21 protein-coding genes, 1 tRNA gene and 2 pseudogenes are annotated in these 24956 nt (G+C 62.5%); 11 read left to right on the top strand and 13 right to left on the bottom strand.

The window, feature by feature from the left end; all coding sequences use genetic code 11:
• Nucleotides 1-73: 73 nt before the first annotated feature.
• From modC to modA, 3 genes are read right to left on the bottom strand one after another with little or no spacing between them, the layout of a single operon-like run.
• Nucleotides 74-1153 carry a molybdenum ABC transporter ATP-binding protein gene (gene modC / locus SPICUR_RS00955; RefSeq protein ID WP_023365121.1) on the bottom strand — a complete coding sequence of 360 codons (1080 nt, stop codon included), beginning with the start codon at nt 1151-1153 and terminating at the stop codon, nt 74-76.
• Entirely contained in the window at nt 1150-1821 is a 672-nt protein-coding gene (modB, locus tag SPICUR_RS00950) for a molybdate ABC transporter permease subunit (RefSeq protein WP_023365119.1), read from the bottom strand. Before modB ends, modC begins: the two co-directional genes overlap by 4 nt.
• Nucleotides 1818-2624: a molybdate ABC transporter substrate-binding protein gene (gene modA, locus SPICUR_RS00945; protein ID WP_023365117.1), complete on the bottom strand. Its 807-nt coding sequence runs from the start codon at nt 2622-2624 to the stop codon at nt 1818-1820. The genes modB and modA overlap by 4 nt, the downstream gene beginning before the upstream one ends.
• On the opposite strand from modA, the gene SPICUR_RS00940 reads away from it, so the two are divergent.
• From SPICUR_RS00940 to SPICUR_RS00930, 3 genes are read left to right on the top strand one after another with little or no spacing between them, the layout of a single operon-like run.
• Nucleotides 2623-4161 carry an AsmA family protein gene (locus tag SPICUR_RS00940; protein WP_077176286.1) on the top strand — a complete coding sequence of 513 codons (1539 nt, stop codon included), beginning with the start codon at nt 2623-2625 and terminating at the stop codon, nt 4159-4161. The two genes, modA and SPICUR_RS00940, sit on opposite strands and share 2 nt — an antisense overlap.
• Complete coding sequence (gene mutY / locus SPICUR_RS00935) at nt 4161-5228, top strand: A/G-specific adenine glycosylase (protein WP_023365113.1); 1068 nt, start codon at nt 4161-4163, stop codon at nt 5226-5228. Before SPICUR_RS00940 ends, mutY begins: the two co-directional genes overlap by 1 nt.
• Nucleotides 5225-5500 carry an oxidative damage protection protein gene (locus SPICUR_RS00930; RefSeq protein ID WP_023365111.1) on the top strand — a complete coding sequence of 92 codons (276 nt, stop codon included), beginning with the start codon at nt 5225-5227 and terminating at the stop codon, nt 5498-5500. The genes mutY and SPICUR_RS00930 overlap by 4 nt, the downstream gene beginning before the upstream one ends.
• Here SPICUR_RS00930 and SPICUR_RS00925 read toward each other — a convergent pair.
• A complete protein-coding gene (locus tag SPICUR_RS00925; protein ID WP_023365109.1) occupies nt 5485-6570 on the bottom strand; it encodes a tRNA-queuosine alpha-mannosyltransferase domain-containing protein in 1086 nt (361 codons plus the stop codon). The genes SPICUR_RS00930 and SPICUR_RS00925 overlap by 16 nt on opposite strands.
• Nucleotides 6571-6638: 68 nt before the next feature.
• Here SPICUR_RS00925 and SPICUR_RS00920 point away from each other — a divergent pair.
• Nucleotides 6639-6714: transfer RNA gene (locus tag SPICUR_RS00920), tRNA-Phe, on the top strand.
• Nucleotides 6715-6734: 20 nt separating this feature from the next.
• Here the strand turns inward: SPICUR_RS00920 and SPICUR_RS00915 are convergent.
• Entirely contained in the window at nt 6735-7679 is a 945-nt protein-coding gene (locus SPICUR_RS00915) for a DMT family transporter (RefSeq protein WP_023365107.1), read from the bottom strand.
• On the bottom strand, nt 7670-8005 hold the full coding sequence (locus SPICUR_RS00910) for a methyltransferase family protein (protein ID WP_257719858.1): 336 nt from the start codon (nt 8003-8005) through the stop codon (nt 7670-7672). Before SPICUR_RS00910 ends, SPICUR_RS00915 begins: the two co-directional genes overlap by 10 nt.
• Before the next feature lie 312 nt (nt 8006-8317).
• On the opposite strand from SPICUR_RS00910, the gene SPICUR_RS00905 reads away from it, so the two are divergent.
• Nucleotides 8318-8953 carry a LysE family translocator gene (locus SPICUR_RS00905; protein ID WP_023365102.1) on the top strand — a complete coding sequence of 212 codons (636 nt, stop codon included), beginning with the start codon at nt 8318-8320 and terminating at the stop codon, nt 8951-8953.
• Nucleotides 8954-8959: 6 nt separating this feature from the next.
• Here the strand turns inward: SPICUR_RS00905 and SPICUR_RS10045 are convergent, their stop codons facing one another.
• Complete coding sequence (locus SPICUR_RS10045) at nt 8960-9214, bottom strand: Lrp/AsnC ligand binding domain-containing protein (protein ID WP_023365100.1); 255 nt, start codon at nt 9212-9214, stop codon at nt 8960-8962.
• Between the two features lie 67 nt (nt 9215-9281).
• Nucleotides 9282-9395 (bottom strand): annotated as a pseudogene (locus SPICUR_RS10225) (AsnC family transcriptional regulator); the annotation flags it as partial.
• 115 nt (nt 9396-9510) lie between these two features.
• On the opposite strand from SPICUR_RS10225, the gene putA reads away from it, so the two are divergent.
• The 6 genes from putA to SPICUR_RS00870 all read left to right on the top strand — a co-directional run bounded on the left by putA (nt 9511) and on the right by SPICUR_RS00870 (nt 19070).
• A complete protein-coding gene (gene putA / locus SPICUR_RS00895; protein WP_076742124.1) occupies nt 9511-13008 on the top strand; it encodes a bifunctional proline dehydrogenase/L-glutamate gamma-semialdehyde dehydrogenase PutA in 3498 nt (1165 codons plus the stop codon).
• 587 nt (nt 13009-13595) lie between these two features.
• Nucleotides 13596-14057 (top strand): type II secretion system protein, encoded by a 462-nt coding sequence (locus tag SPICUR_RS00890; RefSeq protein WP_023365094.1) that lies wholly within the window; start codon nt 13596-13598, stop codon nt 14055-14057.
• A 29-nt stretch (nt 14058-14086) separates the two neighbouring features.
• On the top strand, nt 14087-14548 hold the full coding sequence (locus tag SPICUR_RS00885; RefSeq protein WP_023365092.1) for a type II secretion system protein: 462 nt from the start codon (nt 14087-14089) through the stop codon (nt 14546-14548).
• A 2-nt stretch (nt 14549-14550) separates the two neighbouring features.
• A complete protein-coding gene (locus SPICUR_RS00880; RefSeq protein ID WP_041381545.1) occupies nt 14551-16257 on the top strand; it encodes a hypothetical protein in 1707 nt (568 codons plus the stop codon).
• A 5-nt stretch (nt 16258-16262) separates the two neighbouring features.
• Entirely contained in the window at nt 16263-17075 is an 813-nt protein-coding gene (locus tag SPICUR_RS00875; RefSeq protein WP_023365088.1) for a prepilin peptidase, read from the top strand.
• A 120-nt stretch (nt 17076-17195) separates the two neighbouring features.
• Entirely contained in the window at nt 17196-19070 is a 1875-nt protein-coding gene (locus tag SPICUR_RS00870) for a bifunctional diguanylate cyclase/phosphodiesterase (RefSeq protein ID WP_023365086.1), read from the top strand.
• A 23-nt stretch (nt 19071-19093) separates the two neighbouring features.
• On the opposite strand, the gene SPICUR_RS00865 is transcribed toward SPICUR_RS00870, so the two are convergent.
• The 5 genes and pseudogenes from SPICUR_RS00865 to fghA all read right to left on the bottom strand — a co-directional run bounded on the left by SPICUR_RS00865 (nt 19094) and on the right by fghA (nt 24947).
• Entirely contained in the window at nt 19094-20770 is a 1677-nt protein-coding gene (locus SPICUR_RS00865) for a sensor domain-containing diguanylate cyclase (RefSeq protein WP_023365084.1), read from the bottom strand.
• Nucleotides 20767-21777, bottom strand: coding sequence for an ABC transporter substrate-binding protein (locus SPICUR_RS00860; protein ID WP_158499819.1), 1011 nt, complete (start codon nt 21775-21777; stop codon nt 20767-20769). The genes SPICUR_RS00865 and SPICUR_RS00860 overlap by 4 nt, the downstream gene beginning before the upstream one ends.
• A 22-nt stretch (nt 21778-21799) precedes the next feature.
• Nucleotides 21800-22519 (bottom strand): annotated as a pseudogene (locus SPICUR_RS00855) (Crp/Fnr family transcriptional regulator).
• 423 nt (nt 22520-22942) lie between these two features.
• Nucleotides 22943-24034 (bottom strand): serine hydrolase domain-containing protein, encoded by a 1092-nt coding sequence (locus SPICUR_RS00850; RefSeq protein ID WP_237220339.1) that lies wholly within the window; start codon nt 24032-24034, stop codon nt 22943-22945.
• A 64-nt stretch (nt 24035-24098) separates the two neighbouring features.
• Entirely contained in the window at nt 24099-24947 is an 849-nt protein-coding gene (gene fghA, locus SPICUR_RS00845) for an S-formylglutathione hydrolase (RefSeq protein WP_023365074.1), read from the bottom strand.
• Between the last annotated feature and the right edge of the window lie 9 nt (nt 24948-24956).

Below are 24956 nucleotides of genomic sequence, written 5' to 3'. Positions count from 1 at the left end.
TTTTGGTGCACTGCGAAACCGCGGAGTCTGACGCTCGGACCGCGGGGCGTAAAGCCCCGGTCATTAGCCTTTATCAATGATTGATGCTCAGCACTTCGGGTCGGATCAATGCATGGAGTCGCCGGCCGGGCTCCAGTCGCAGCGCGGCCACTGACTGGCGGGTCACTTGCGTCCATAGCGACGCCCGATGACCGATGCTGAGCTCCACACGCACAACCCCCTCACCGGTCTGTTTGAGCGACTCCACCCGCACCGGCAGACTGTTGAGTACGCTCGTCGCCGTGGGCGGCTCCAGCGTCAGCACAACGTCGCGGGCGGCCACCCGCAGCGCCACCTGATCGCCCGGATCGACGCTGATCCCGCTGACCCGCAGCCGGCCGGCATCGGTAGCGAGGATGGTCAGCCCCCAGTCGTTATCGCGCGCCACCACTCGGCCCGGCCAGATCACCGCCGGCTCGGTCTGCCCGAGAAAAGCCCAGTAATCCGGCGACGAGAACACGCTGCTGACCGAAGCATGGGTGATCATCCGTCCCTCGCGCATCAGCATGATCTGATCCGCCAGCGCCAGCACCTCATAACGGGAATGGGTGACGTATAAGAGCGCCACCCCGAATCGCTCGGGGATCGTTCGCAGCAACGGCATGATCTCTCGCTGGCGGGCCGTATCCAGTCCGGTCAGCGGTTCGTCGAGTAGCAGGATCCGCGGCCCGGCGAGCAGTGCCCGGCCCAGCGCCACCCGCTGCGACTCACCTCCCGAGAGTGCTGAGGGCGCCTGATCGAGCAACGCACGCAGTCCCAACCCATCAATCACCTCGGCCCGTCCCGGCCCCTCGCCCCGCCGACGACGCTCGGCATAGTCGAGGTTGCCGCGCACGCTCAGGTGCGGAAACAGCCGGGCGTCCTGGAACACGAGCCCCACCGGGCGCCGGTGCGGCGGCCGCGTACCCGAGCGGCTCTGCCACGACTCCCCGCCGTGGTGGATCCTGCCCCGACAGCCGGGTTCAAGCCCCGCCAGACAGCGCAGCAGGCTGGTCTTGCCACAGCCGGAATGGCCAAAGAGCGCCGTCACGCCAGGCGCCAGCCGGCCGTTCGCCACAAGCTGGAAACCCGGCCGATCCAGGCTCACGTCAAACTCGAGCCCCTCGGCAGTCAAACGCTGACCCCGATCCGATGCCGGCCATTCAGTGTGTAGATCGCCAGCAGCGCGATGAACGAAAACACCAGTAAACCGGCGGAGAGTGCATGGGCGGCGCCATATTCCAGCATCTCGACATGCTCATAGATCGCGATTGCGACCGCCCGTGTCTCGCCGGGGATACTGCCGCCCACCATCAGGATGGCACCGAACTCCCCCAGGGTATGCGCGAAACCAAGCACCGCCGCGGTCACAAAGCCTCGCCTTGCGAGAGGGCAGGCCACCGTCCGAAACGCATCCAGAGGGCTCGCGCCGAGCATGGCCGCGGTCTCCAGCGGCCGCTGCCCGATCGCGCTGAAGGCATCGCGCAGCGGCTGTACCACGAAGGGCAGCGAGTAGAGCACTGAGGTGATGACAAGCCCGGTGAAGCTAAAGGTCAGGGTCTCGCCGGTGACAGCGAACCACGGCCCCCCAACCGGCCCCTTGGGCCCGAGCAGAATGAGCATGTAAAAGCCCAGCACCGTAGGCGGCAGCACCAGTGGCAGGGCGACAATGGCATCCACCGGCATCCGCCAGCGACTCTGGCCCATCGCCAGCCACCAGGCGAGTGGTGTTCCCAGCACCAGCAATACGGCGACGGTGACGCTGGCGAGCTGCAGACTGATCCAAACGGGTGTGAGATTCAATGCGACGCATCCATGGGTCGATAGCCGAAGCGCTTGAGGATACGCGCAGCGGAAGGCCCCTGCATGAAAGCAAGGAACGCCGACGCCGCCTCGCGCGAGTCGGTGCGCTCGAGGATGACCGCATCCTGGCGGACCGGCGCATGCCATTGTGCGTCGATGGTCTGGTGAGCGCCGTCCGGGCGATTGTCGAGCCGGGTATAGGACGCCGCCACCAGGGCATGGCTGACATTGCCAGTAGCCAGATACTGGAATGCCTGACTAACGTTCTGCCCCTGGACGATACGGTCTCCCAGCGTCGACCAGAGGCCAGTGGCCTGCAGAGCCTGCCGCGCCGCACGGCCATAGGGGGCCAGCGCCGGATTGGCGATGGCAAGCCGACTCACCGAGGCGCGGCTGAGTCCCGCCAGCCCTTCCGCTGGCAGCGGGATGCCGGGTCGGGCCCAGAGCACCAGCTGACCCCGCGCATAGGTGATGCGACTGGCGGCGCGGGCAAGCCCCTGGTCCACCAGGCGTTGGGGACGGGCCTGATCCGCCGCCATCAACAGGTCATAGGGCGCGCCGTGGGTAATCTGTGTATAGAGCTGACCGGTGGCGCCGGCGCTGATCTGCAGCGTCTCGCCACCATCATCAGCGAAGGCCTCGGCAAGGGCCTCCAGCGGCGCAAGGAAATTCGAGGCGACGGCGACCTGCAGCGGCGCCGCGACCGCCGGCGCCGCAACGCCCAGCAGCACCCAGGCGAGCAGCCACTGCCGCGGTGGTCGGCGCCGCCGCATCCGCGGCCGACGCATCGCCCGATCGCTCATGATTTCCTTTAAGCGTTATGATCCCTGCCCAGCATATCAACAAGAGAGTCGTTTCATGAGAGTGCTATTCATCGCGCTCGGCAGCCTCATCGGGCTGATCGTCGTCGCCATTGCGGCCGTTGCACTGTTCTTTGACCCCAACGACTATCGCGATCAGATCACCACGGCTGTGGAGGATGAGCTGGGCCGGTCGTTCGCCATCGACGACGAGATCGGCTGGAGCCTTTTCCCGCGGCTTGCTATCGACCTGGGTGGCATTCGGCTGGGCAGTGGTGACGGCTTCGGCGACGAGCCACTCCTTACCGCCGAAGGCGTGAGCGCGGGGATGGCGGTCATGCCGCTGCTCTCTGGTGAGGTCGAACTGGAAACACTGCGCCTCGATGCTCCCACCATCCGCCTGATCCGCAACGAGACGGGTGACGCCAACTGGGCATTCGCCGACGCTGAGGGCCAGTCGGGGGATAACGACGGAGCCGGCGGTGACGGCGCCCTGCCGGACTGGCTCGCGGGTCTGAGCCTGGGCGGCATTGATTTGTCCGGTGGACGGATCCGCTATGCCGACGCCACCACCGGCGATCGCCTGCGTGTCGATCCGCTCACGCTCGACCTCGGCGCCATCGCCATCGGCCAGACGGCCCCCCTCACACTCGAGGCAATGATCGAGCGCGACGGCGAGCAGTGGGATGCGCGCATCAACGGCGATCTGATCGTTCGCAGCGACGGCACCCTTTCGTTGCGCGAGACCGACCTGCGCGCCAATGATCTGGCGATCACCGAGCTGGGTGCGGATATTGGGCCCAGCGCGGATGGCTGGCGTATTCATCCTCTCTCCGCCCGCTTCTACGAGGGCGAGTACGGCGGCGATATCCGCCTGGGCACCCAGCAGAACCGTATGCCGCTTGCATTCAACGAGGGGCTCAACGGCGTGGCGATGGGTCCATTGCTGGCCGCCATCACCGGGTTCGAGCGGCTGACAGGCACCGCCGGCATCAACGCCGAGGGCGAGCTGGCGCTCTCCGGCGGCGGACCACCGCTCGCCACCGTCAATGCCGATGGTGACTTCAGCATCCGCGATGGCGCCTTCAAGGGCGTGAACATCGCCCGGCTGATCCGGCAGGCGCTCGCCCGCCTCCAGGGCGAGACACCGCCGCCGGCGGACGAGACCCCGAGCACGGACTTCACCAGCCTCACCGGCAGTGTCGCGGTGCGCGACGGCGTGGCGCGGACCGATGACATTGCCATGGACTCCCCCGTGCTGCGTCTGCGCGGCGAGGGGCAGAGCGACCTGGTGGAACAGACGCTGGACTTCTCGCTCGACGTCGATGTGGTCAGCAGCCTCCAGGGCCAGGGCGGTCAGCCGCCTGAGGCACTGCGGGGCGTGTCCATCCCGCTGCAGATCGAGGGCAGCTGGCGTGATCCATCGATCCGCCTCGACATTGCCCGGGTGATCCAGCAGAGCCAGGGCACACAGATCCGCGAGCGGGTCGAGGAGGAGGTCGACAAGGTCCGCGACCGGCTGGAGGACCTGTTCAACTGATGACAACCGACGATCCATCGCCGATGGAGGGCTTTTCGGAGGCGGTACTCGCCTGGTTCGATCAATACGGCCGGCACGACCTGCCCTGGCAGCATCCGGCCACACCCTATCGGGTATGGATTTCGGAAGTCATGCTGCAACAGACGCAGGTGACGACCGTCATCCCCTTCTTCGAGCGGTTCATGGCGCGCTTCCCGGACGTAGCCACCCTCGCCGTGGCGGACCGGGACACAGTCCTCGCGCATTGGGCGGGGCTCGGTTACTACGCTCGGGCCCGCAACCTGCATGGCTGTGCGCAGCGGCTGATGACCGATTACGACGGCATCTTCCCCAACGATTACGCCGCCGTCGCCGATCTGCCGGGGATCGGGCCCTCCACGGCGGGAGCGATCCTTTCGCTCTCACGGGATGCGCCGCATGCCATCCTCGATGGCAACGTCAAGCGGGTGCTGGCACGGTACTTCGCGGTGCCGGGCTGGCCGGGGCGCAGTGCCGTGGCGCGCAGGCTCTGGACGTGCAGCGAGGCGGTCACCCCGCGTGAGCGGACCGGGGATTTCAATCAGGCGATGATGGACCTGGGAGCGACGGTATGCCTGCGTCGGCCACGCTGCGAGCAATGTCCCCTGCAGTCGGGCTGTCAGGCACTGGCGGCGGGCGAGACCGAGACCTATCCGGGCCGCAGGCCAAAGCGCGACAAGCCCCGGCGCCGTACCACCATGCTGATCATCCACGGGCGCGATGGCATCCTGCTCGAGCGGCGCCCGCCGACGGGCATCTGGGCGGGGCTCTGGTCACTCCCCGAGGTCCCGGAATCAGCGGACACAGCGGATCACTGGGTCCACGAACAGTATCGGCTGACCATCGAGCTCGATGCGGAGGCCCCGGCGCCGCTTCGCCATGAGTTCACGCATTTCAGTCTGGACATCCAGCCCATCCGCGCCCGCGTTACCGGCGATGGCGGTATCGCGGACGGCCATCGACGCTGGTATCACCCCCAAACCGATGAGGCACCCGGGCTGCCCGCTCCTGTACATCGCCTCATCCAGCAAGAGGAACCATTACAATGACCGACACCGACACCATCCACTGCGTCAAACTCGGCCGTGAGGGCCAGAAAATGAAGCGCCAGCCCTACCCCGGTGAACTGGGCGAGCGGATCATGGCGAACGTCAGCCAGGAGGGCTGGAAGATGTGGCTGGGCCACCAGACGATGCTCATCAACGAGTACCGGCTCTCGCCCATGGACCCGAAGGCGCGGACATTCCTGGAGCAGGAGATGGAGAAGTTCTTCTTCGGCGATGGCTCCGCCCCGCCGCCGGATTTTCAGCCCGAGGAGTGACCGGCTGACCGCGGTAACGCGCTGCGCCCCACTATCTGCGACCAGAGCGGTCGCAGCGCCTCAGTCGTGTAGGCGTCCACAGCTGGTGGTAACGGTGGGGCGCTGGTCAGCCATGCCGCCAGGCGATCGGCCAGGGCCGCCGCATCACCCGGCGGATAGCGGTACGCAGCCGGATACTGCTCGGGATAGACCAAGGCATCGGGGACGAGGGGTGTGGTGCCGGCCGCGGTGGCCTCGAGCATCCCCAGCCCCTGGAACTCGTGAATGGCGGTGCTGACGGCGATGCCGGCGCGGTGTAGCAGGGCGTCATACTCGCCGCGCGGGACACGGCCGTTGGCGATGACGCGATCGCCCAGGGCATCCACGACACGCGAAAGCGCTGGTGGCGGTGGATGGGGCCGGGGACCGAGCAGCGCCAGCCGAAACGCATGGCCGCTCTCGGCCAACCGGATGACGGCATCTGCGAACACGTCAGGCGCCTTGTCGTACTCCCAGCGATGATTCCACAGGATCAATCGCGCATCCCGCGATGTGCGACCCGGCGCAGGCGGAACGATTGGCACCGGCACAACCGCGGTTTTCGGGGCCAGACGCTCGACGATGCCCGCCGGCACGGCATCGGGCATGCGCCGAAGCAAGGCCGCGACGCCGTCGAGGAAACTGCTCCGATTCCACTCGGAATTGAACAGCAGCCGGTCGGCCGCCAATGCGCCATAGAGTTGCACGATCTGCGGCTCCACTGACGGTCGCTGCCCGGGCCCGACCGGATAGGCAAATTGGTTCTCATGGAAGTAATAATCGGTGGGTATCGCCGCGAGCGCCGGATGCAGCCCGCGCAGCGTTGCCAGATCCACCATCGAGGTCGCAAGAATGCGGTCTACCCCCTGGCTGGCGGTGGCGATCTCATCCAGCCACGATAGCGGATTACCCCGGATCCGCCATCTGAAGTGCCGCCCGGGCAGGGTCAGCAGGCGCCAGTCCGTGTCGGGGAAGGCCTGCTGCAGCCAGCCGGTCCACCAGGCGTGACTGTCCGCCTGATAGGCCGAGAGCAAGAGGATACGCTGTCTCATCCCGCCGATTATAGGCTCAGCGCCTTGACCTGTCCGGACGCATCGGTTTGAATACGACTCTCAATTGTGGCCGGGTAGCTCAGTCGGTAGAGCAGACGATTGAAAATCGTCGTGTCGGGAGTTCGATTCTCTCCCTGGCCACCATTCCCCAAGCATCTATCGCGCTAGTCGACCGGCCGGTTGAGTAGCAGCTGTCGCTCGATGGCCCGCTCGCGGGCATAAATCCCGATGCCCGAGGCCATGATGATGACGATGCCGATCATCGCCCAGGTGTCGGGCAGGTCATCGAATATCCAGTAGCCAAGCACGGCCGCGGTCACGATCTCGAGGTACTGAATGGGGGCGATGATGCCCGCCGGTGCCATGGATAGCGCAAAGCTCACGAATATATGAGCGACGGTCGAGGCGACCCCCACTCCGAGCAGGAGCCAGTAGACCAGCGGATCGGGCCACCGCACGGTGAGCGCCTCTACGCTCATCCAGTGCCCGGCCGCGAGTAACGGTAGGATCAGTAGGCTCGCGGCAACGGCGGTGTAGGCCTGCAGGGTAACCGGGTGCATGCGGCGGGCCATGGTGCGAGTGAGCAGCATATAGCAGGCAAAGGTGACGGCGGTGCCAAGCGGCAGGAACGCTGCCGGGCCTAGGGCGGCGAAGTTCGGCTGAATGACCAGCAGCGCACCGGCCAGGCCGACCAGGCATAGCACCAGGCGCTGAAAGCCCACCGGCTCGCCCAGAAACGCCGCACCGAGCAGGATCAGGATGAATGGCTCAACGAAGAAAATGGCCACCGCATCGGCCAGCGGCATCACCGCCAGGGCAGCCACGAAAAACCCCGTGGCAATCAGGATCAGGGCCGCCCTGGCGAACTGCAGCGCCACCTCACGGCCGGCGGGGCGATGCGCCCAGCCAAACACCCCACTCATTGGCATCAACAGCATGGCCTGAATCACAAAACGCGCCGCGACGATCTGCGCGACCACAATATGGCCAGCGCTGAGTTTCGCGAAGGTATCGATCATTGGCGCACAGACTGTGAACCCCACCATCAGCGCGATGCCGAGGGTAACCCGGTCCGGTCGCAGGCCTGTGCTTTTTTCGGCTACAGCCATCGCCGGACCCGACGGCAGTAGTCGCGATAGGTCTCGGCGAACTTCACGGCAAGGGCCTGCTCCTCGGACCGGATCTGCAACCGGGTGAGGGTGCGCATGAACACCGGCACCATCAGCACCCCGGCGGCGTTGCCAAGCCACAGCGCCCAGGCGAGCAGTAGCGCGGCGTCAGCGAGGTAGATCGGATTGCGAGAGATCGCGTAGGGCCCGGTAGTGACCAAATGGCTGGCGCGCTCCGGGTGCAGGGGATTAATCGTGGTCTTCTGTCGGGCAAACCACACGGCTGAGGTCAGCATGACCGCCCCTGCCAACGCAGTGAGCGCCAGGGCGGCCGTGCTCAGCCACGGTGCTTCACCCGCGCCGCGGGCACCAGCCAGTCGATCCCCCAGATGGCACCGGCGGCAAACAGCAGGATAATGGGCGGTGGCAGCCGGGTATTCAAGGCAGGAGCGCTCCTGTCACAGACAATGCAGGCATCCTAGCCGCAGCGGGCGGTCAACGCACGGATTGCGTGGCCTGCGGTACGGGGCGAACTCGTGGATAATGGGGGGTGATGAAAGTAGCGATGAGCCATCGACTGTGCCGATACCGACCCGCAATGTTGCACTGCCCCTGCCCCATGGCGGCTGAGTAGGCGGATGATGCAGTCCCTGTTCCCCATTCTCGGTGTATTCGCGGTGTTCTCGCCGGCACTGATGCTACCGGGCCCGGATTTCGTGGCGGTGGTGCGCAATACCATCGGCCGGGGTACCGGCGCGGGGGTGCTGACCGCCATGGGTGTGAGCATCGGCATCACGTTCTACGCGGCGCTGAGCGCGATCGGGCTGTCGACGCTCACCAGCCGGATCGACGGATTCGAGATCGTCGTCCGCGCCTGCGGGGCGCTCTTTCTGGGCTATCTCGGCATCCGGCTGCTATCAACGCGTGCGCCGATCCGGCATATCGAGCAGGAGCCGGCGAAGACTCCCGCCGGGCCCCGTAATCCTGTACTCCTGGGGCTGCTCGTCAATCTGACCAATCCCAAGGCGATCGTCTTTTTCGCCAGTATCTTCGGCAGCGCCATCAAACCGACGACGCCGTCGATCGTCATCGCTGCCATCATCGCCATTGTGGGGGTCTGCGCGATGCTCTGGTTCTCGACCATCAGTCTGGTGACCGCATCCACCGGGCTACTGGTCCGGCTTGAGGATCATCAGCACTGGATCGAACGACTCGCGGGGCTGGCGTTTCTGGGATTTGCGCTCAAGATCGCCTACGATCTGATCCTTGCCTGAGCCCGCTCATGGGCCGAGCTCCTTGACCGCCTCCATGGCCACATAGGTGCTCGTGGAGGCGACGTAGGGCAGACTCGAGATCGACTCGGCGAGCACCCGCCGATAGCTCGAGATACCTGGCGTGCGCACCTTGAGCAGATAATCGAACCCCCCCGCGATCAAATGACATTCCTCGATCTCCGGGATGCCCCGGGCGGCCTCGTTGAAATCCCGCAACGCTGACTCCCGGGTGTCGGAGAGCCGCACTTCGACAAACGCCACATGGGCGGCACCGATCCCGATCGGGTCGAGAATCGCCCGATAGCCCCGGATGCTTTTTTCCCAGCCGCTGAAGCCGTGCCTGGGTTGGCGTCTTGGAGCGGCCGATACGGCGGGCGAGCTCCGCCCGTCCGCCGTTCACCGACAGCACGCGAAGGATGGTGCGGTCCAGACGATCGAGCATAGCCGCTTTATCCGGTTCATCCGTCATTTTTTAACCCCTTAAAACAAATCAATCGCCTGGCTGATTGTGCTTTTTCAGGACAACCTACCATTTTTTCTCGTTTACTGTGATTGCCATGGATATACGAATCAGTGCACTCGACACCAATCGCCCCGTCGAGCTCCCGGCGGCCCTGACCCATGGCATGCGTCGGTCGGAAATCGCAACGCTGCAAAGGCTTGTGGATCGGGCTGACCTGAGTACCGAGCAGCGTCAGGCCATTGTTGCCAGCGCCGCCGATCTGGTGCGCGAGATCCGCCAGAGCGCCCGCCCCGGACTGATGGAGGTATTCCTCGCTGAGTACGGACTGTCTACTGACGAGGGCATCGCCCTGATGTGCCTGGCCGAGGCCCTGCTTCGCGTCCCCGATGCCCCCAGCATCGACGCGCTGATCGAGGACAAGATCCGGCCTTCCGACTGGGGGCAGCACATGGGGCATTCCAGCTCGAGCCTGGTGAATGCCTCGACCTGGGCGCTGATGCTGACCGGCCGTATCCTCGATAACCCGAGTCAGGGCGTGACCCGCAACCTGCGCAGCGCCGTCAAGCGTCTGGGCGAGCCGGTCATCCGCACCGCCGTGGGTCGTGCCATGCGCGAGATGGGCCGGCAGTTCGTGCTGGGGGAATCCATCGAGGCCGCGCTCAAACGCGCCCGCAGTCAGGAGAAAAAGGGCTTCACCTACTCCTACGACATGCTCGGCGAGGCGGCGCGGACGGCAGCGGACGCACAGACCTATTTCGAGTCCTACCGCGATGCGATCATCCGCATCAGTGGTGCGGCCCGATACAGCAGTGGCCGCGATAACCCGGGTATCTCGGTCAAGCTATCGGCCCTGCATCCGCGCTACGAACTGGCCCAGCGCGACCGCGTGCTGCACGAGCTGGTGCCGCGCGTCACCGCCCTCGCGCAACTGGCCGCGGAAAAGGGGCTCGGCTTTAACATCGACGCCGAGGAGTCGGACCGACTCAATCTGTCGCTCGAGGTCGCCGAGGCGGTGCTACAGGACCCCGCCACGGCTGGCTGGGATGGCTTCGGCATGGTGATCCAGGCCTACGGGCAGCGCGCGGCCGATACCGTGGACTGGCTCTATCAGCTGGCCCAACGCCTCGACCGGCGTATGACACTTCGACTGGTCAAGGGCGCATACTGGGATACCGAAATCAAACGCGCGCAGACACTGGGCGTTGATGGTTTCCCGGTCTTTACCCGCAAGGCGGGCAGCGATGTCAGTTATCTGGCGGTATCCCGCCAGCTGCTTGGCATGACTGACCGCCTCTATCCGCAGTTCGCCACCCATAACGCCCATTCAGTGGCGGCGGTCCTGGCGATGGCCGACGACCTGCAGGTGCCGGCCGAGGCATTCGAGTTCCAGCGCCTGCATGGCATGGGCGAGCGGCTGCACGACATCGTCATGCATCGTCACGGCACCCGCTGCCGGATCTATGCCCCCGTGGGCGAGCATCGCGATCTACTCGCCTATCTGGTGCGGCGGCTGCTTGAGAACGGCGCCAACTCGTCCTTCGTCAATCAGATCGTCGACGAGAACGTCGCCCCAGAAACCGTTGTTGCCTGTCCCTTCGAGGCCCTTGACGATGTGGTCCAACCGGTCAACCCAAAGCTCGCCAACGGCCCGGCGCTCTTCCTCCCGAGCCGCCGCAACGCCCGCGGCTTCGACCTCGGCGACCTGGCCGATCTCGACTGCATCGAGGGAGCCCGGCGGCCGTTCCGTGAGCGGCGCTTCCAGGCATCACCGATCACGGCCGACGGCGTACAAGCCGAGGCCGGTGGCGGGCACGATATGCCCAACCCAGCCGACCCCAACGATCTCGTCGGTCGCGTGCGGGATGCCACCGCGGCGGAAGTCGAGGCCGCCATCACCGCTGCCCGCCCATGGTCGGCCTCAGCCCGGGAGCGGGCCAGCATTCTTGAGCGGGCCGCCGAGCTCTACGAGCGCGACTTCGGTGAAATCCTCGCCATCGTCGCCCGCGAGGCGGGCAAGAATCTGCTGGACGCGGTTGGCGAGCTGCGTGAGGCGATCGATTTCCTCTACTACTACGCCCGCCAGTCCCGGCAGCTTGCGCCCACGCCACGGGGGCGTTTCGCCTGCATCTCGCCATGGAACTTCCCCCTCGCCATCTTCACCGGCCAGATTGCGGGCGCCCTGGCGGCGGGCAATGCGGTGCTCGCCAAGCCGGCTGAGCAGTCGCCGCTGACCGCCGCCAAGGGCGTTGCCCTGCTCCATGAGGCGGGGGTTCCCGTCCCGGCCCTGCAATTCCTGCCCGGCGACGGCACCACGGTGGGCGCAGCCCTTACGAGTGATGCACGCATCGATGGCGTCGCCTTCACCGGTGGCACTGACACCGCACGGGCGATCCATCGCAGCATGCGCCGGCATCTCGACCCCGGTGCGCCACTGATCGCGGAGACGGGCGGCCTCAATGCCATGATTGTCGATTCAACGGCCCTCCACGAGCAGGCCGTGCGCGATGTCATCGCCAGCGCGTTCCAGTCTGCCGGCCAGCGCTGCTCGGCGTTGCGCTGTCTCTACATCCAGGAGGATGTCCGTGAGGACTTCATGCGTATGCTCTCAGGCGCGATGGACGAGCTGCGGCTGGGTGATCCCTGGCGGCTGTCGACGGATCTGGGTCCGGTCATCGATGCCGACGCCGCGGCCGACATCCAGCGGCATGTCGATAATGCCCGGCATGACGGCCGGCTCATCAAGCAGATCGAGGCACCGGATACCGGTCATTTCGTCGGGCCGGCGGTGATCCATGTCGAGGGCATCGAGGCCCTCGAGCGCGAGATATTCGGACCTGTCCTGCATGTCGCAAGCTATCGCGCCGAGGCCCTCGACGAAGTCATCGAGGCGATCAATGCCCGCGGCTACGGCCTGACCTTCGGCGTGCATACCCGAATCGAGGACCGGGTCCAGCACATCGTCGATCGGGTCCATGCCGGCAATCTATACGTCAATCGCAACCAGATCGGTGCCATTGTCGGTAGTCAGCCCTTCGGCGGTGAAGGACTGTCTGGAACCGGTCCCAAGGCGGGCGGCCCGGACTACGTGACCCGATTCGGCCAGGCGACCGCGCCACAGACCGCGGTGGAACCGCCAACCCCATTGAGCGACCCGGACTCGGTTCAATCGGTACTCGATACGATACCGACCCCGGCCATGCCAGCTCAGGGCACGGACATGCCCGGGCCCACCGGCGAGTCCAATCGCCTCTATCACGTCCCCCGGTCGCCCCTGCTCTGCCTGGGCCCCGGTGCTGCGGCCGCGGCCGAGCAGCGTCGACAGGTGGAGGCGCTGGGGGGTGTCGGTGTCGAGGTTCTCGGGAAACTCAACCCTGACGCCCTCGAGACGCTGAACGGTTTCTCCGGCGTGCTCTGGTGGGGCGATCAGGACGGGGCCCGGGCGCTCGCCAATGCGCTGGCTCAGCGCGGCGGCGAGATCCTGCCGGTGATCACCGCCTGTCCGGATCGGGCACATGTCCATCATGAGCGTCATGTCTGCGTCGACGTGACCGCCTCCGGTGGCAATGCTCAGCTACTTGCCAGGGTGCAGTGATGGCCTGATCACTGCACCAAACTTTACTTCCCTTTGTAAGCCGCTCAGAATGCTGCGTTTTTCATCAGGGGGGTAATCAGGAATGGCGAATTCGCCAGATCACTACGGGACAGGCACACAACAAACGACCTTCGGCGATCCATGGGTGCTCGGCCTCAGTGCCGGGTTCATCCTGCTATTCGTTGGTCTGTCCATCTTCGACGTCGATCTGGTCAGTCAGCTCGTGGGCAGCGGGTTTAGGCCGAGGATCAAGTCGTGGCTGAGTTGCGACGCGCGAGAGCGCAGACGCTCCATCAATTCCCGCCGGCAACGTCCGGCGCCGTGGAGACTGCAGCGATCGCCGACCGGGCGGGTCCGTCAGTGGACGTCTGCCCCGCGACGATCGATTTCAATTTTAATTCAGGAGCCACTGGCAGTGTAACGGCAGTGAATTGTGATGGCTGCACGCCTTGTGACAAGTCCACGCCTTATACTCTAGTCCTGACCGCCTCAGATGGCGCGACGCGGGAAATCTGCCTCACAGGCGAAACAGGGCGGGTCGAGCGTTCCCCATGCGACGGCTGATCAGAAAACGACCGAGAATCCCAATGAATCGGTTCGATGGATTCACATTGATCGAGTTGGTTATCGCCCTTGTAATCATCGGGATCAGCGCGGCGACGATCGCGAGCCTACTGATCACCGCGCTGAATTTCTCGGCAAACAATCAAAGCTATGCGGAACGACTGCGCGCTGCTGAGAGCTGCTATGAGACATTGCTGGCCGTCCAGCAGCACAAAAAGGGTAATAAGGGCAATAAAGTAGGACTATGGAAGCCCCCTCAGCCGCAAAAGGGCTGTAGCTCGGGTGGGGTACAAGTGACCGACAAGGAACTTGCCGCGTGGACCACAGGCAAGACTTATAATCAATTGTTTACGTCCGGAGGAAACCAAGATATTTGCGTTGTGCAGGAACCGTCCTGCGAGATTGTAAAGATCGGTGAAACAAACGCCACTAAATTCACGATCCCCATACAGGGCAAAAACAGTCTGCAACTTATCGTTCCATAACTCATGAGCAGGATAGCGCCTTGAAAACCATGCGTTTTAGAAGCACCAAATGCCACAAGGGCTTCACGCTGATCGAGCTGGTTGTGACGCTCGCTGTGCTTGGGATACTCGCAAGCTTTATTGGACGGCCTTTGATTGATCTCATCGAGAATCGGACCGAGCTCGAGCAACAGACGGACCAACAGGCGAACATCGAATATGCCTTGGCACGGATCACTGACGAGGTTCGATTCCGCGGGTTGAAAATTAATTGCAACCCCGGTTCTATCAGTTTTGGTACGCCGCAACAAACCGTGTATCAAAGGAACACTGCAACCAATGAGCTCGTCGTCAATCAAACACCAATGGCGTCAACGGCATCAAGCTCTATCTTGGTCAACAACGTAACGCGTTTCGAATGCAAAACCATTCCACCAGCCCAGGCGTTACACGAGCTAGTTCTGGAGTCAGATGGCGCGGTCTACACCGTTAGAGCCTTCAAGAGGAACTAGGCATGCGCGAACAGATTTCACCAGAACCGCGAGATCGTCCCAACCAACTCGGATCCGTTCTCATCGTGGCAATGATATCGATCCTAAGTGTCGGGGCGATCGCAGCCGGCACCAATGCCGTACTGACGCAGGATACCGTCACCGCGAATGAAAAAACCCGCGCCCTTCAGGGCCTAAGCGTCGGTGATGCCGCACGACTTCAGTCAAATCCAAATAATCATAGCGCCTTGAGCACCAAGCTTTACAAGACCAGCGCCTCGCTAGGGGTCAGTGTCTTACCGGCTCCAGCCAGTAACACCTACAACGCCATCATTCGAGACGGCACAGCTGAATATGGCTATAGGTTTCAAACAGGAATTCCGTCTGTGACAAGCGTACAGGATCTCAAGGACGCTGCTCCCGGCATCGGTGAAGTTTGCGAGCTTCCGACAAGTGGCTCAATCGGCAATTCCATCGACCTCACTTGTGAATTGACTAACGACACGATATCCATCACAGAACCCTGGCAGATAAAAAATCTCGACGCGGATATAAAGCTGGAGATTTTACTAGAAGGCTCCGACCTGGAACTAAACGAGAACTTTGAGATTTATGGCAAAACAGTTGAGATATTAATTGAAGACATGATCAACTCGAATCTCAATTTTAAAGGAGTTTTCGCGGCTGTTGCGGACGAAAAAGAGGCGTACGTCGAGCTAGAGTCTTTAGAGAACGACAGCATCCAATTCAACGAAGGAGTTATCGTCTCAGGCGAAAAAGCAGAGATGAGAGCCGAAGATATCCTTAACATGGATTTCTCCATTAACGGCCCTCTTATCGTAAACGGACGTGATGATGCCGCTAACCTAGAGTTAGACTCACTGGAAAATGAGACCGCATCCATAACCGGTCCCGTCTATGTTAAAGGAGAAAAGGCCGAACTCAGAATCAATGAATCAATCAATACGACATTTGAATTCGATAATACGATTATCGTTGACGGCAACGAAAAGAAATCTTATGTAGAAATAAAATCTATTGAGAACGAAAGGATGGATATCAACGGTGGAATACTTGCAGCAGGGAGGGCGGCCGAAATAAAAATTGAAGACATGACGAATGTCGATCTAGTCTTTGGGGATACCGTGCAGTTTGTGTCTACTACAAACCCAAAGAAAAATGTGCGTTTTTCCATTAACTCTTTTACTAACAATCGCATTGACTTCGCAGGTTCCGTTATCGGTCATGGGCAGAAGGCCGAAATATTATTTAACGGATTCGAAAACGCTACAGCAAAGATCCAGAAAGAGCTTTACTTGTTTGCCGACAATAATGAGGCGGTTCTTCAGATCGGTGAGCTAATAAACGACCCGTTCGTTTTTGAGGAAGACACGTTCATTCATGGTCAACCGGCGAGATATCGGTTCAATAACCTCGAGAACACGGAAGTAGAGTTCAAGGAACATATCTATGTCGCACCAAATCAACTGGATGCGGAGGCCAAGGGAACCAACGGTGAACTCACTATAGATGGAGAGACTGAAGCCACGGATTACCAATCGCCCAATGCGTGCGATGACTTCGGAGCTGTAGAATGCGCGGATGAATCCAGTATCCGCATGGCGATCGATGCGGCAAAAACACAGTTGTCCCAACTATCCACGATTGAGGCCAATATCGATTATGCTGGGTTGGAAGGTGGAAACGGCGCTAACGTTATCAGGCATTGATTCTAATGGTTACACTTGCGAGTGCCTTTGTCGTCGGTGCCCTCATCGGCAGCTTCCTTAATGTCGTCATCTCGCGGATCCCCGCGCAGATTGAGCATGCCGATCGTCAGATGGACACCGTGGTGGACGAGGATCCGCCCCCCGGCATCGCCTGGCCGGGATCGCACTGCCCGCACTGCAAGCACCCGATTCGCATTCGGGACAACGTCCCGATCATCAGCTGGGTTCTGCTCCGCGGCCGTTGCCGGGACTGCCAGAATCCCATCTCAGCTCGCTACCCATTCACCGAGGCGCTGACTGCCATCGTCACAGCGCTCGTCGTCTGGCGTTTCGGCGTCGAACCGCTCGCCGGCGCCATACTGGTCATGAGCGGGCTGATGATCGCGATGGCGGTGATTGACTTCGAGACTCACCTGCTGCCGGACGTGATGACGCTGAGTGGCGTCTGGCTGGGGCTGCTGGTCAGCGTCGGCACCGACTTCATCACCCCGACCCTGGCCATCCTGGGCGCGGCGCTGGGGTATTCGTCACTCTGGCTGATCAACACCGCCTATCGGTTGCTCCGCGGCATCGACGGGCTCGGTTACGGGGATTTCAAGCTGTTTGCGCTCATCGGCGCCTGGGGTGGACCCGAGGCGCTGCTGGCAACCATGCTGATCGCGCCGATCGCCGCGCTGCTGATCGTGCTGATACAGGCGCCTTTCAAGGGCATCGACGGGCAGAGGGAAATGCCGTTCGGCCCCTACCTCGCCATTGCCGGGTGGGGGGCCATTGTCGCACCACCGGCGCTCGCGGTCTGGCTACCGCCCTGGACCTGACCGTCACCCCGCGTTCACACCAATCGTCAGCCGCGCTCGCGACGCGGTTAATGATCCACTCACCGAGTTGGGTTACCATCCCACCTTGCCGAATAGTCGCGCCATCAAGGTAACGCCCGCTTGCTCAGCTCCCTGAATACCTGTTGGTACTATCTGTGCAGTCTGCGCCGCGGTCAGTTGATCCTGGTACTGTTGATCTTCGTGCTCGGTTTCGGTGTCACCGCGCAGTTCTTCCTGAACTACCAGGCAGCCATCGACAACGAGGCGCAGGCGGTACGCGCAACGCTCGAGCGGAATGCCAAGCTGCTCGGCGAGCGCACGGGTGAAAGCGTCATGTCCGGCAACCTCCCCACAGTCCGTCGGGAGCTGCGGTTGCTCGAGACGATGCCACGCATCGGTCGTGTCACCGTCCACGATCGGGCTGGCGACATACTGCTTGTCGCCCGCAACACAGGCTACGAACTGGCGTTCATCGACACCGACCAGGCACGGCCCGAGGCGCTCGCCACCGGTTTGCACGGGCAATTCCCGGGCCTTGGTTATACCAGCCGGATCATGTTCAACGAGCGGACCGTCGGCACGCTCACCCTCTTCGCCAGCCAGTCACGCGTTCACGACACCATCACCAGTCGGTTCTGGCAGTTCATGCGGGAGTCATTCCTGCTCTGGTGTGCGCTTGCCGTGTTCGGGATCTATCTGATCGTTCAGACGCGCTTTGAGACACGTCTGCGACAGCAGTCATGGACCGATCCAGTCACCGGCGAGCTGTCGCGCTTCGGGCTCAATGAACTGTATGGCGATCACTACCGCTTCCGTCACTATGCGCTGGTGCTCATCGATCTCTACAACATGAAGGCCATCAACGCCGGGCACGGTATCGCAACCGGTGATCGCGTCCTCCAGATCGTGGCTCGGACGATGCGGGCAACGCTCGGGCCCCGGGCGGCGGTTGCCCGACTGGATGGCGATGACTTTGCGATCCTCGTCCCGGCGACTCAGTGGTCTTCCGTCAAGCAACTCGGCCAATCACTGAAAAGCGCGGTCCACGCGCTGCGCTTCGACGAGATCGATGACCTCGATAAAGTCAGTCTCTGTGGCGGTGCGGTGATCCTCGCGCCCACCGAATCGTTATCACAGCGCCTCTCCGAAGCGGATCTTGCGATGCGTCATGCAAAACACCGCGACTGGAAGTCCGTTGTCTGTGCTGATGCCGCGTTTATCGCGAATTCCCACAGTGCCGGCGCATTCGTCACCGATCTGCAGATTCGCCAGGGGCTGAGGAATGACGAGTTCGGGTATCACATCCAGCCGCTGGTCAACGTTGAGACAGGGGCGACGCTGGGTTATGAGTCCCTGATCCGCTGGACCCACGAGGGAGAGATCCGCTCACCGGCCATCTTCCTCGACCGCTTCCGCGAGGTCATCAAGGACGATGCGCTCTACCCATACGTTGTCGCCATGCGGCGCGCCCTCACCGAGCGGGCGATGCGCAACGACGTCGGTGTACTGAGCTACAACATCGGCCTCGAGGATCTGCAAAGGCTTGAGCGCCCCGAGCAGCTCTCCCGCGACTTCGGTGCCGACATACAGCACGCACCGCAGGTGATCATCGAGGTCACTGAGCGCGGCCTGCCTCAGCACCTGGGGGATGATCTGACCGGGCTCAAGGCGGCCTGGGACGGGTTACGCGGCGAGCGTACCGTGCTTGCGCTGGATGACTTCGGTGCCCTGGAGAGTAATCTCTATCGGCTGCGCGAGCTCGATATCGACTACGTCAAGATCGATAAGACGTTGATCAGTGCCGTGACTGACGATTTCAAATCACGGGCGATCGTTGAGTCCATCGCGAGCCTCTGCGGGGCGCTGAACATCCAGGTGGTGGCTGAGGGCATCGAATCCGAGACCCTGTGCCAGACCGTGCAGTCGCTGGGCATCGTTATTCAGCAGGGCTTTTATCTGGGACGCCCCCAGGCACCCGATTACTATCTGAACTAGGCTTCTCGCGCTTGCCGGACGTGTTATTCGGCACGATCCGAGGCAGCCACCACACAGTTGCGGCCACGCGCCTTCGCCGCGTAAAGGCGTTCATCCGCTCGCTGCACCAGCGTGTCGACGATGTCGCCGGATCTGAGTGTTGCGACACCCAGACTGACATGGATGGGCTGACCATGGTCGAAGGACGCACTCGCAATGGCGTTGCGGACGGACTCGGCGATCTCGGTCGCGCCCGCACGACCGGTGTGCGGCAGTAGCGCGAGGAATTCCTCACCCCCCCAGCGCGACAGGCTATCGGCCCGTCGTAACCGCGTCTGCACCAGACTGACCAGCGAACGGAGTACGGCATCCCCCACCGCATGGCCGAAGTTGTCATTGACGGTCTTGAAGTGGTCGATATCCATCAGGAATACCGACAGTGATACCCCCTGACGCTGGGCATCAGCCACGCTCGATTCCAGCTGCGGCGCAATACCGCCGCGATTGAGTGCATCCGTCAACGGATCATGGGTTGCCGCCCGCTCGAGCCGTTCCTCCAGCGCCCGTCTACGGGTAGAGTCAAGCAGCACACCGCGGAAAAGCTGGCCGGGAAGGGGGTCATCGACGGGTGATGCGTGCCCCCAGATCCAACGGATACCCGCACCCCTGTCGATCCTGAACTCGGCCTGCCAATCCTGAGCGGGACCCTGGTTGGCGATCTCTGTGGCCTGCCTGATGATCGTAAGATCCTCAGGAACGATGATCGACCAGAGCGTTTCATTCACGAACGCGAGACGCGCCTCGTCACTCAGCCCCTCGGGCCCGCCCAGCAGTGAGATGATACCGGCGCTGGCGAACGTAAACGCATCGTCCGCATCATCATAATGGCGATACTCATAGACGGCACCGGGTATCGTGTTGGCGATGCCCGCGAGCCGCTCCTGCTGCTTCGCCAGCGCCAGTCGTGTATCACTGAGCTCATCAATCGCCCGACTCAGTGTCTGGAGCTCCTGCGGCGTTTCCTTCGCAATCGGCTGTGTGCCTTTTCGGTCTTCGAATGCACCACTCGCCCGCCGATAGAGTGTCTCCAGGGGCGATACCACGCGCCGCTGGAGAATTGTCGCGAAAAGCCCCATCACCGCCAGCAGGATGCCCGCCGCCACCAGCGTGTCAAAGCGGGCGGATTGTCTTGCACTGGCGAGAAAGGGTTCGCCATCCACGCTGAGGAAAAGCTTCCCGCCACTGAGCCGATCGACGGCCTCGGCCGCCGGATTAACCGGACGGATGTGGGCCAACGCGACTGCCCGGGTGGTCTCAGCATTCCAGTGCGCTTCGGGGCGATGCTGCTCAACCGGTTCGTCAAACCAGTCAATCAACCCGCTGTCGGTGAGCTCAGCGGCCGGTTGACGCTGCCACGCACGTCGTGACGACATCACCACAACACCGTCAGCATCGAGCAATGCGATGCGATGAATCATCGGCTGGGCGGCAGTCGCAAAAATGAACCGGGACAACGATTCATCGGTGGCCGCACTTTCCAGCGCGTCGAGAACCGTGATCGCCCGATCAACGGCCGCCTGCCCGGCACTCTCGCGCGCCATCAGGTTATTCTGATACCCACTCAAGCCGGCCGTGAGACCAACGCCAATGATGATGACCGAGGTCATCAGGAGAATGAAGCGTACCGTCAGCGTCGTGGAGGGGCGAATGCCGGGATTCATCGCGATCCCAGCCGCTCGACAAACGTTCTATCGAGCATGGATGCCACATCAACCGCCGTGCCCTCTGGCTGATCGTAGAGTTCTGCGCGTATGTCCATCACTCTTCTCAGGCCGTCAATCAGGGTGCCATCCGTCGCCCATAGACCGAGCTGTTCTTCCACCGGCAGGACCTCGATGTACCCGTGCACTTGATCCACCGCCCGGGGAGAGAGTCCGGTATGCGCCGCGATGATGGCTCGCGCGGGTTCGGGACTCGCCTGGCTCCACCGCAGTGCGCGGTCATGGTCTTCAATCAGCGCCTCCAGGGCCCGTGGCTGGTTCTCAATGACGGCCTCTGCCGCCACCAGCACGTCGACCACCGCATTGGGCGCCATGCTCGTATCAAACACCACATGGGTGCCTGGCTGCTCGAGCACACCACTGGTAATCGGCGGATAGGTGATGGCGGCATCGATCCGGCCCTCCTCCAAGGCAGCTGCCATCTCACTCTGGGGCAGTGACACCATGGTCACATCATCGAACCCGAACCCGCCCTGCCTCGCTGCCGCGGCGAGGACCAGCATATTGACCGTGCCCGGCTCCAGACCGACCCGCTGGCCCTTTAACGCATCGAGCGTCTCGATATCCTTTCTTGCGATAATCACATCACCGCCGACAGAGCGATCAAGCGCGAGCACTGCTCTGGCGGACCGCCGTCCGCCGGCCTTGATATCCGCCAACTCCGCTAGCGTCGCACCAATCAGATCGACCTGGCCACGCTCAAAGGCTCGAACCGCATCCCGCTGCGACGCCACCTCAACGATTTCAAGATTGAGTGCATCAGAGTCGGCCGTATAACCCCGCTCATTGGCGACCGAGAAGTACGAATAGCCGATCCAAGGGCTCAGGCCAATGCGTAACTCAGGTTCTTCGGCCGGCTCACAGGCTGCGCTGACGACTGCTATGCAGAAGACGACGACCGCCATTCTGGCAGCGGATACCCATACTCCGAAGGGTCTTTCGGTCATAAAGACCAATCGGCTCAAACCTTCAGGTGCCATCCGAATGGGGAGAGAGCCGGTCATATTCCTTTTTTACGACCTCGTAGCATTCGCAGACCCGCGCTTCAAGGCCGGCTCAGTCCAGGATCACAATGCGCCCACGATGATAGGAAATCAAACCGGCCCGCTGTAGTTTCCCGGCCGATTCCGTCACACCCTCGCGACGGACACCCAGCATGTTCGCGATCAACTCCTGGGTCATGAACAACTCATTGGTCGGCAATCGATCGAGACTCAGCAAAAGCCACCGACATAGCTGCTGATCCAGGGTGTGATGGCGGTTGCATACCGCCGTTTGTGCCATCTGTGTGATCAGCGACTGCGTGTATCGCAGCATTAAACGCTGGAAATGCCCCGCCCCATGGAACTCATCCTTGAGCAGATTCCCCTTGAGGCGGTAGGCCGTGCCAGCGCTCTGCACGATCGCCCGGCCCGGCGTCGTCTCACCCCCCATGAAAAGCGAGATCCCAACGATGCCCTCGTTACCCACGACGGCGATCTCGGTCGAGCCGCCGTCCTCCATAACGTAGAGCAGAGAAACGATGGAGTCCGTCGGGAAGTAGACGTGGCGCATGGATTGCCCGTCCTCAACAATGGATGCCCCCAGGATCAGATCGACGCGCTCCAGACTGGGTGCAAGCCGTTCATATTCTTCGGGGGTAATAGCCGCTAGCAATTGATTTTGACGCGGGTCATGGGGCTGCGCCATAAGACAGACTCTTCTTACCTTTCAATCGCTTACCGTAGTTAAACCAGGCAACGGTCGTCAGGACGCTAGCGCACAAAGGCTCTGTTGTTATACCTCGAGCACGAGGCGTAATACGCCCTGTTGTAAAACCTGGAAATAGCCTAGTGCAGACTCACCCGCGAAGGCAAAACAAAGACATAAAACAGGGGCCTGCGGCCCCTGTTTTTATGTCTGGCGGAGAGGGTGGGATTGATTCGGCCCTACGGGCCTTACCCTTCGGGCGCCTCGCTGGTGCTCGGCGTCCCAACTGCCTACCGGCAGCTGGTCGAACCCGTCCTTCATTCTCAACCGGCCAGCAGCCTCGTCGATGCGATCCGACAGATTGCCGGTGAGACCAGCGATCGTGCACCCGAGCACGCCTGATCCTGGTCAGGGCGAGGAGGATTACTCTGAGTCTGTTGATCGGCTGGCTCTATCCGCTCTGACTGCCGGCGCGACCGAGCCTTGCGCGTCATCTCGGCACCGGCGCCGATCCTCGCGCCGCGCCTCGACAAGTCGGTTGATGAAACCATGCAGCGCATCACGATAGCCAGTCCGTCCGGAGGGGCGGTCGGGATCAGAGGTGATGACCGCCGTCATCGCCAGCGAGGGAATGACATAGAGCATCTGCCCGCCATACCCCCAGCCATAGTAGCCGTCCGCGCCAGCGAAATCGCGGATGAACCAGCCATATCCATAGCCGTCGTTGGTCCAGCGCGACCGCCCGCGAATCGTCCAGCTTGCCTCGACCCATCCATCGGCAAGCAGCCGTTCACCCCGGGCCGTGCGCCCGTCCCGGCGATAGAGCTCACCCAGTGCCAGCAACGCATCCGGCCGCATCGAGACCTGATTACCACCGAAGGCAATACCCTGAGGATCGTCCATCCAGTCGCTCACCTCGATCCCGGCATCCTCAAGCCACTCGTTGGCCAGGGCGTAGATCGACGTACCGGTGCGCCGCTGGAGCATGGCGGACAGGAGATGGGTATTACCGGTGGAGTAGCGCATCTGCCCGCCGGGCTCACCTTCCATGGGCTGGTCGAGAGCGCTTGCGACCCAGTCATCAGTGGCCACCCAGGCCCCGTAGTACTCACCCGAGGTCCGCTTGAGCCCCGCCTGCATCGACAGAAGATGGGCGATCGTGAGGGTGTCGAGGGCGGATGGCGGATCCACCGGTCGCGCGTCGGGGAGCACATCCATGACCCGCTCATCCACGCCCTCGATCACGCCGCGTTCGATGGCTGCGCCAACCACGGCGGCGATCAGCGTCTTGGAGGCGGATTTCACATTGGTGGGTGCGCCCGGCGAGACGCCGCGAAACCCTCTGGCTACCACCGATTCACCCGCAACGGCGATATGCAGCGTGCGGAGCGTCTCGAATGCCGCCGCCGATGACGCGGTGCGCTGCAGGGCCGATTGATCCGGTACGCAGTCGCCGGACTGGGCGCTGAAGCTGGCACTCGCCATTCCGATCACCAGCGCCAGCCGCAGGATCAATGCGCGGCCCCTGAGCCACATCGGCCCCCCGCCCCGTCGGCACTGATCACGACACCGCGGGCGCTCACCTGCATAGGTGGTCTGAGTGGAAACGCAGATGATCCTCGATGAAGCTGGCAATGAAGAAATACGAATGATCGTATCCCGGTTGATAGCGAAGCGTTAGATCGGCGCCCGCCTCGGCACAGGCCGCCTCCAGTGCCTCGGGGTGGAGCTGACCGGCCTCGAGGAAGTTATCCGCCCCGCCTTGATCGACCAGCATCGAGTGCGTCGTACCGTTCGAGCGGATCAGCTCGCTGGCATCCCACGCCTTCCAAGCCGCTCGATCATCGCCCAGGTAGGCGCCGAACGCCTTCTCGCCCCAGGCGCAGTTGATCGGGTGGCAGACCGGCGCGAACGCAGACACCGACTGATACCGCTCTGGGTGGTGGAGCGCACAGATCAGGGCCCCATGACCGCCCATTGAATGTCCCGCGATGGCCTCCTGGCTGTTCAGCGGAAAGACGTTGTGGACGAGATCCGGGAGCTCGTCGGTCACGTAGCTGTACATCTGGTAGTGCTGATCCCAGGGGGCCTGGGTGGCATCGACATAGAACCCGGCGCCCGAGCCGAAATCGTAGCTGTCATGTTCACCGGGCAGATCCGTGCCACGGGGGCTGGTATCGGGGCAGATGATGGCCATGCCCAGCTCCGCGGCGACGCGATGCGCGCCGGCCTTCTGCATGAAATTCTCATCCGTGCAGGTCAGCCCCGAGAGCCACCAGAGTAACGGCACGGTCTGTGTTTCAGCCTGCGGCGGGAGATAGATCCCGAAGACCATATCGCAGCCGAGGACCTGCGAGTGGTGGCGATAACGCCTGTACCAGCCGCCGAAGCTCCTGGTCTCGGAAACCAATTCCGTTGTATCGGTCATACTCGCGCC

Origin of the sequence: Spiribacter curvatus, assembly GCF_000485905.1 — a bacterium.
Taxonomy (GTDB): domain Bacteria; phylum Pseudomonadota; class Gammaproteobacteria; order Nitrococcales; family Nitrococcaceae; genus Spiribacter; species Spiribacter curvatus.
Note: the sequence above shows the minus strand (reverse complement) of the source record. Positions and strands in the feature narration are given on the sequence as shown.